The organism is Protofrankia sp. Cr1, from assembly GCF_963555865.1.
Classification (GTDB): Bacteria; Actinomycetota; Actinomycetes; order Frankiales; family Frankiaceae; genus Protofrankia.
Genome location: NZ_CAUVXO010000286.1, coordinates 1,829 through 7,046 on the forward strand (window position 1 = coordinate 1,829; position 5,218 = coordinate 7,046).

Here is a 5,218-nt window from a genome sequence, read left to right on the forward strand (position 1 = left end):
TCGCGGAGCAGCTCGCCGTGGCGGGCCATGACCTCGGTCGCGGCCCGGCTCAGCTCGATGGGCACCGCCGGCAGGACCGGCAGGCCATACTCACGGCTGGGCAGGGCGATCGTCGCCGCCCCGCGGGCGGTCTCCTCGTCGCGCTGGTTGCGCGCCCACACCGCGACGTCGACGAGGGCGCGCCCATCCTCGACCCGCTTGCCCGTCACCTCGCCGCCGAGCACCTGGGCGTCACCCTGGTAGTTGAACTTGCGGATCTCGTCGTGCTGGCGTTCGACCCAGCCGTCGTCACCCGCCCAGTCGGTGAGGAAGTGGTGCAGCCAGCACTCGCGCAGCACGCCGTAGTCGTAGGCGCGCGGGTTGCCGATCGCCTGCGCCCACGCGTTGTCCCAGTGGACGCGCTGGGCGACGTCGGGGACGCCGTACTCGTTCTTGACGTAGAACGCCGGGATGCGCTGCCGGTTCTCCCAGCCGCGGCGACCGGTCTTCAGCCCGTAGGGCACGAAGCCGTAGCCGCCGGCGTGAAAGATGATCATGTCCGTCGTGGTCAGCGGACCCTTGGCCTTGGCTCCCATGGCCTGGCCGACCTCGACGTCCTCCCACCTGAGCCGGGCCCGCCCCTGGCGGGTCTCGGCGGCGTAGGTCTCGTCGAGGGCGGCGAGCTGCGCGTCGTCCCAGCTCGGCACGGGGATCTCCGCGTACTTGCCCTTGTCCCGCGCCTTCTTCCGCTCGGTGTAGATCACGAGCGTGCGGTAGACGCCGACGACCTCCGCACGCTGGTTGACCTTGATGTCGCGCAGGACCCGGATGACCGAGCTGCCGGCGAACTCCGACTGCTTGGTCTCCACCGACTCCAGGCCGGAGAGGCTGTAGAGGGTGTCACCCGGTCGCACCGGCCGGTACCAGGTCCAGGTACCGCCGGAGACGAAGGCGTGGATGCCCCGGTAGGAGCCGCCCTTGGCCAAGGGGTCCCGGTCGCCCAGCAGCGGCGCGTTGAGGACCGCAGCCATGATCGGTGGCGCGATCTGCCCGCTCCACCGGCTCGTCTCACCGTGACCCGGGTCGCAGAACAGCGGATTGTCGTCGCCATAGCTGTGGGCGAAGTTGCGGATGGCCTCCGGGGTCGCGGTGGACAGGTACTCCTGCTGCCTGCTCGCCACGAGGCGCCCGAGCGCCGTCCGATCCTGCGCGAGGTCCTCCTGGACGAAGACGCTGGAGGAGGCCCGCTCGAACTCTGCCTGCTGGTCGGTCGTCACGCTCATGGTTCGAGTGTCCCGACGTGCGGGTCCCGCGTGACCCTCCCGGGCGGGAAGGGCACTTTCACGCGGCCCATCAGACGATCTTCGCTGCGCGCAGCGCCGCGACATCCTGCGGACCGTGCCCGATCTCCGCGAGCAGCTCGTCGGTGTGCTGGCCGAGGGTGGGGGCGGGCCGGCGCAGCTCCCACGGCTGACCCTGGACGCGGACGGCCTCGCCGACGTAGGTGAAGGGCCCGGCCAGCGGGTGCTCGCCCTCGACGAGGATGCCGCGGGCGCGCACATGCGGGTCGTCAAGCAGGTCGCGCAGGCGGTTGGCCCGGGTCAGCGGCACGTGGTGGGTGAGAGCGAGGGCGACCCACTCGTCGGCGTCGCGGGTGTGGAAGATTTTCTGAAGCTCCCGGCGCAGACCGAGGAGGCCGAAGCCGAAGTCGACGGGCCCGCCGGTGTCGAGCCTGTCGATCAGGTCGGCGCGGTCGACGGCCAGGCAGAAGCCGCGCCAGAACTTGGGCTCGGTGGCGCAGAACAGCAGGAACCGGCCGTCGCGCGCCTCGTAGAACTGGTAGAACGCCGACCCGCTGTCGCCTTCTTCGGTCCTCGGCATCGTCGCGTGGTCGGTGACCCGGTCGCGGTTGAGGTTGTAGGTGACGGCGATCCACGCCTGCGCGATGACCGCGTCGCTGGCGGCGGCGTCAAGGAAGCAGCCCTCGCCGGTCCGCTCGCGCTGGAACAGGGCGGCGGCGACGTGGAACGCGGCATGGACCGCTCCGGCGGCCGTGCCCTCGCCGCCGCTGGTGGTGCCCCCCAGGTAGTCGGGCGTCTGCACCCGGCGGACGAGCCCGTCCGGGCCCATCTCGACCGGCAGCGCGCCGGCCAGCGCGTTGGTCATCTGCCCGTGGGTCGGCATGCTGGCCAGCGGGCCCTCGCTGCCGTAGCCGGAGTACTGGCAGTAGACGATGTCGGGCTTCGCCGCTCGCTGCTGGGCGTAACCGATCCCGAGCTTCGTACAGGCGTCGCCGGCGAAGCCGTCGACGAACACGTCCGCGGTGGACAGCAGCTCGTAGAAGAGCGCGCGGCCCTCGTCCCGGCGCAGGTCGAGGGTGATGCTGCGTTTGTTCTTGTTGACCTGGATGTGCGCGGGGCTGTGCTGCGGGGTGATCTGGCCGAGGAAGCCGCGCAGGTAGTCCCCTGTGCCGGGCGACTCAACCTTGATCACGTCGGCGCCGAGGTCGGCGAGCAGGGTGCCGAGGGTGTCGCCATTGAACAGCATCGCGGATTCGAGGACGCGGACGCCTTCGAGTAGTCGACTCACTGTGCCCACACTTGCCCACCACACGTCCGGTGTCGCGCAAACCCGGTTTGCGCCGCGGATGCGCCCAATCGCGGGCAGGCCACACCAGAATTGGCCAATGACTGTCCTTGACGCTGATCTCACCGTCCTGCCGAACCCGGGTCTGCTGATAGGTGACGGGCGGGTGTCAGACAGCAGCGAAGGCGAGTTCACCCACGTGTACGCGGCCACCGGGAAGCCGACCCGCGGCGTGTCGATGGCCGGCGCGGGTGAGGTCGACGCCGCGGTGCGGGCGGCCCGCACCGCGCTGCCCGGCTGGCGCGCCACGCCGCTGGACCGGCGCCGCGAGCTACTGCTTGAGGCCGCCCGGCTCATCCGTCGCGAGGCTGCGACGATCGCGCAGCTCACGACGATCGACAACGGGACGCCGTCCATGATCGCCGCGAGCACGCCGCTGCTCGCGGCGGACCTCTTCACCTACAACGCCGGCTGGGCCGACAAGATCGGTGGAGAGGTCGTCGGGACGTGGCCGGTGCCGGCGCTGGACTACACCCTCGACGAGCCGTACGGCGTCGTCGGGGTGATCGTGCCGTGGAACGGACCGGTCGTCTCCGTCGGCCAGATCGTGGCTCCCGCGCTGGCCGCGGGCAACTGCGTGGTGCTCAAGCCGTCGGAGCTCGCGCCCTGGGGCTGCCTGCGCATCGGAGAGCTGCTTCTGGAGGCCGGCTTCCCGCCCGGCGTGATCAACGTGGTGCCCGGTGGACCAGCCGGTGGGCAGGCACTGGTCAGCCATCCCGACGTCGACAAGATCCACTTCACTGGCGGCGGTCAGACGGCCAAGCGCATCCTCGCCTCGGCGTTGGAGACGCTCAAGCCGGTGGGACTCGAGCTCGGAGGCAAGTCCGCGAACCTCGTCTTCGAGGACGCCGACCTCGTCGCGGCCGCGCAGCAGGCCATGACGGGAGCGGTCCTGCTCTCGGGCCAGGGCTGCATTCTCGGCACCCGGATCCTGGTGCAGCGCAGCATCCACGACGCGTTCCTCGCAACACTGGCCGCGATCCTCGGTCAGATCCCGGTGGGGGACCCGAGCGCGGCGACGTCGGTCATGGGGCCGGTGGTCAGCGAGGGCGCCGCCGATCGGATCCTGGGGATGGTGGCCACCGCGCAGAAGGAGGGCAATCGTCTGGTCACCGGCGGCGAGCGCCTCGGCGGCGATCTCGCCGACGGGTGGTTCATCGGACCGACAGTCCTCGCCGACGTCGCGCCGACCGACTTCATCGCGCAGAACGAGGTCTTCGGTCCCGTGCTCGCCGTGACGCCCTTCGACACGGAGGCGGACGCCGTGGCGATCGCCAACGCGACTCCCTACGGGCTGGCCGCCTACGTCCAGACCGACGACCTGCGCCGCGCCCACCGCGTCTGCGCGGCGCTCGAGGCGGGCAACATCTGGGTCAACGGCTTCCTCGGCATCCCCCCGGGAGCGCCCTTCGGCGGCGTGAAGCAGAGCGGCCAGGGTCGACTGGGCGGAATCCACGCGATCCGGGAGTTCACCCGGCCGAAGAACGTCTGGATGGCGCTGTAGCCAGGTGGCCGCTGAATAAGAGCGCCCGGCAATAGCGGCGTGGATCAAGGAGCGAGGCTGGGCCTTCAGCGTGGTCTGCACCGTGCGGCGGTACACCGGCCCCTTTGTCTTGTACTCGTGTACCAGCTCTTTCAGCGTCTGCTCGCCCCCGCTCACAGCTGGGAAGACGACCTCGCGGCCCTCACCGTCCGGTTCAGCCAGCGACGCCTCAGCGATCTGGAACAGGATGTTCTCCTTACCCGACACCCGCCTGAAGGCGTTGATCAGCTCGTTGGTCACCTTCTGCTCGGCCCGGGCGCTGATCCGATGCACCGTGGCGATGAGCAGATCCACCAGCGAGTCGGTCACCTCCCGCCCCACCAGCAACGCGGATAACAGCGTCACCGTCGCTTCCTGCGGCCGTCGGCGCAGATGGGACGGCGACTCCACCGCGGCCCGCGCACGCCAGGAAGCCAGCACCTTCGGCGCCACATCAGCGAACAGCGGCACCGGCAGCCAGCCAGGCCGTCAACTTCTCCGCGTCCTGCACCGAGCACACCCGAAACCCCACGTGCCCGCGTATCTGGGCGCGGTGGTACTCGATCGTGGTAGTCAAGCGTTACCCTCTCGGGATCACGACGGGGTCCACGCAGTTCCGGTTCACCAGGACGTAGCGGCCTGTGTGACAAGCCTTCCGGGCTCGTGGGGACGCGTAGCGCGCGGCCGGTCACCAACGATTTTTGATCTACTGCGGTTCGCGCTGCTCGGCCTGCTCGAGCGGGAATGCTGGGGCTCACGGGGCTAGTGATCTGTCGAATCTCGGTCCTGAAGATCGGTACGGGTGCCCTGGCCGGGACGACTGTCCATCCATGCCTGGAAGGTCGACAGGCGCCAGCGGGGCCGGTCGGGTACGGAGTCGTCGTCCGGTAGCGGTAGGCGGCCTTGCGCTCGGTAGCTGCGCAGCGTTCCGGGCTTCACTCCGGCACGTTCGGCCATCTCGCGATAGCCGATGAGCGGGTCCTCGTCGCCCATGAAAAGACCTTATCCACGCGAACTAGTAGAACTTTAGAACGCATTGCAGTAAAGTTTCATTGTTGGCGGTTCCGTGGC

General features: G+C 69.6%; 5 protein-coding genes. 2 read left to right on the forward strand and 3 right to left on the reverse strand.

Annotated features, from left to right (window positions below; all coding sequences use genetic code 11):
- Together U9980_RS19120 and U9980_RS19125 are read right to left on the reverse strand one after the other, a co-directional pair.
- Window positions 1-1,262: FAS1-like dehydratase domain-containing protein (locus tag U9980_RS19120; RefSeq protein ID WP_322769175.1), on the reverse strand; the 1,262-nt coding region annotated here is incomplete at its 3' end.
- A 70-nt stretch (window positions 1,263-1,332) separates the two neighbouring features.
- A complete protein-coding gene (locus U9980_RS19125) occupies window positions 1,333-2,577 on the reverse strand; it encodes a CoA transferase (protein ID WP_322769176.1) in 1,245 nt (414 codons plus the stop codon).
- Window positions 2,578-2,665: 88 nt separating this feature from the next.
- On the opposite strand from U9980_RS19125, the gene U9980_RS19130 reads away from it, so the two are divergent.
- Both U9980_RS19130 and U9980_RS19135 read left to right on the forward strand, forming a co-directional pair.
- Complete coding sequence (locus tag U9980_RS19130; protein WP_322769177.1) at window positions 2,666-4,129, forward strand: aldehyde dehydrogenase family protein; 1,464 nt, start codon at window positions 2,666-2,668, stop codon at window positions 4,127-4,129.
- A 226-nt stretch (window positions 4,130-4,355) separates the two neighbouring features.
- Window positions 4,356-4,913 carry a hypothetical protein gene (locus U9980_RS19135; RefSeq protein ID WP_322769178.1) on the forward strand — a complete coding sequence of 186 codons (558 nt, stop codon included), beginning with the start codon at window positions 4,356-4,358 and terminating at the stop codon, window positions 4,911-4,913.
- Here U9980_RS19135 and U9980_RS19140 read toward each other — a convergent pair.
- Window positions 4,910-5,140, reverse strand: a complete 231-nt coding sequence (locus tag U9980_RS19140) for a MarR family transcriptional regulator (protein WP_322769179.1) — start codon at window positions 5,138-5,140, stop codon at window positions 4,910-4,912. The two genes, U9980_RS19135 and U9980_RS19140, sit on opposite strands and share 4 nt — an antisense overlap.
- Window positions 5,141-5,218 lie beyond the last annotated feature (78 nt).

Coding starts and splice junctions, on each gene's coding strand:
- U9980_RS19140 (WP_322769179.1), bottom strand. CDS start 5,140: ATGGGCGACGAGGACCCGCTCATCGGCTATCGCGAGATGGCCGAACGT.
- U9980_RS19130 (WP_322769177.1), top strand. CDS start 2,666: ATGACTGTCCTTGACGCTGATCTCACCGTCCTGCCGAACCCGGGTCTG.
- U9980_RS19135 (WP_322769178.1), top strand. CDS start 4,356: ATGTTCTCCTTACCCGACACCCGCCTGAAGGCGTTGATCAGCTCGTTG.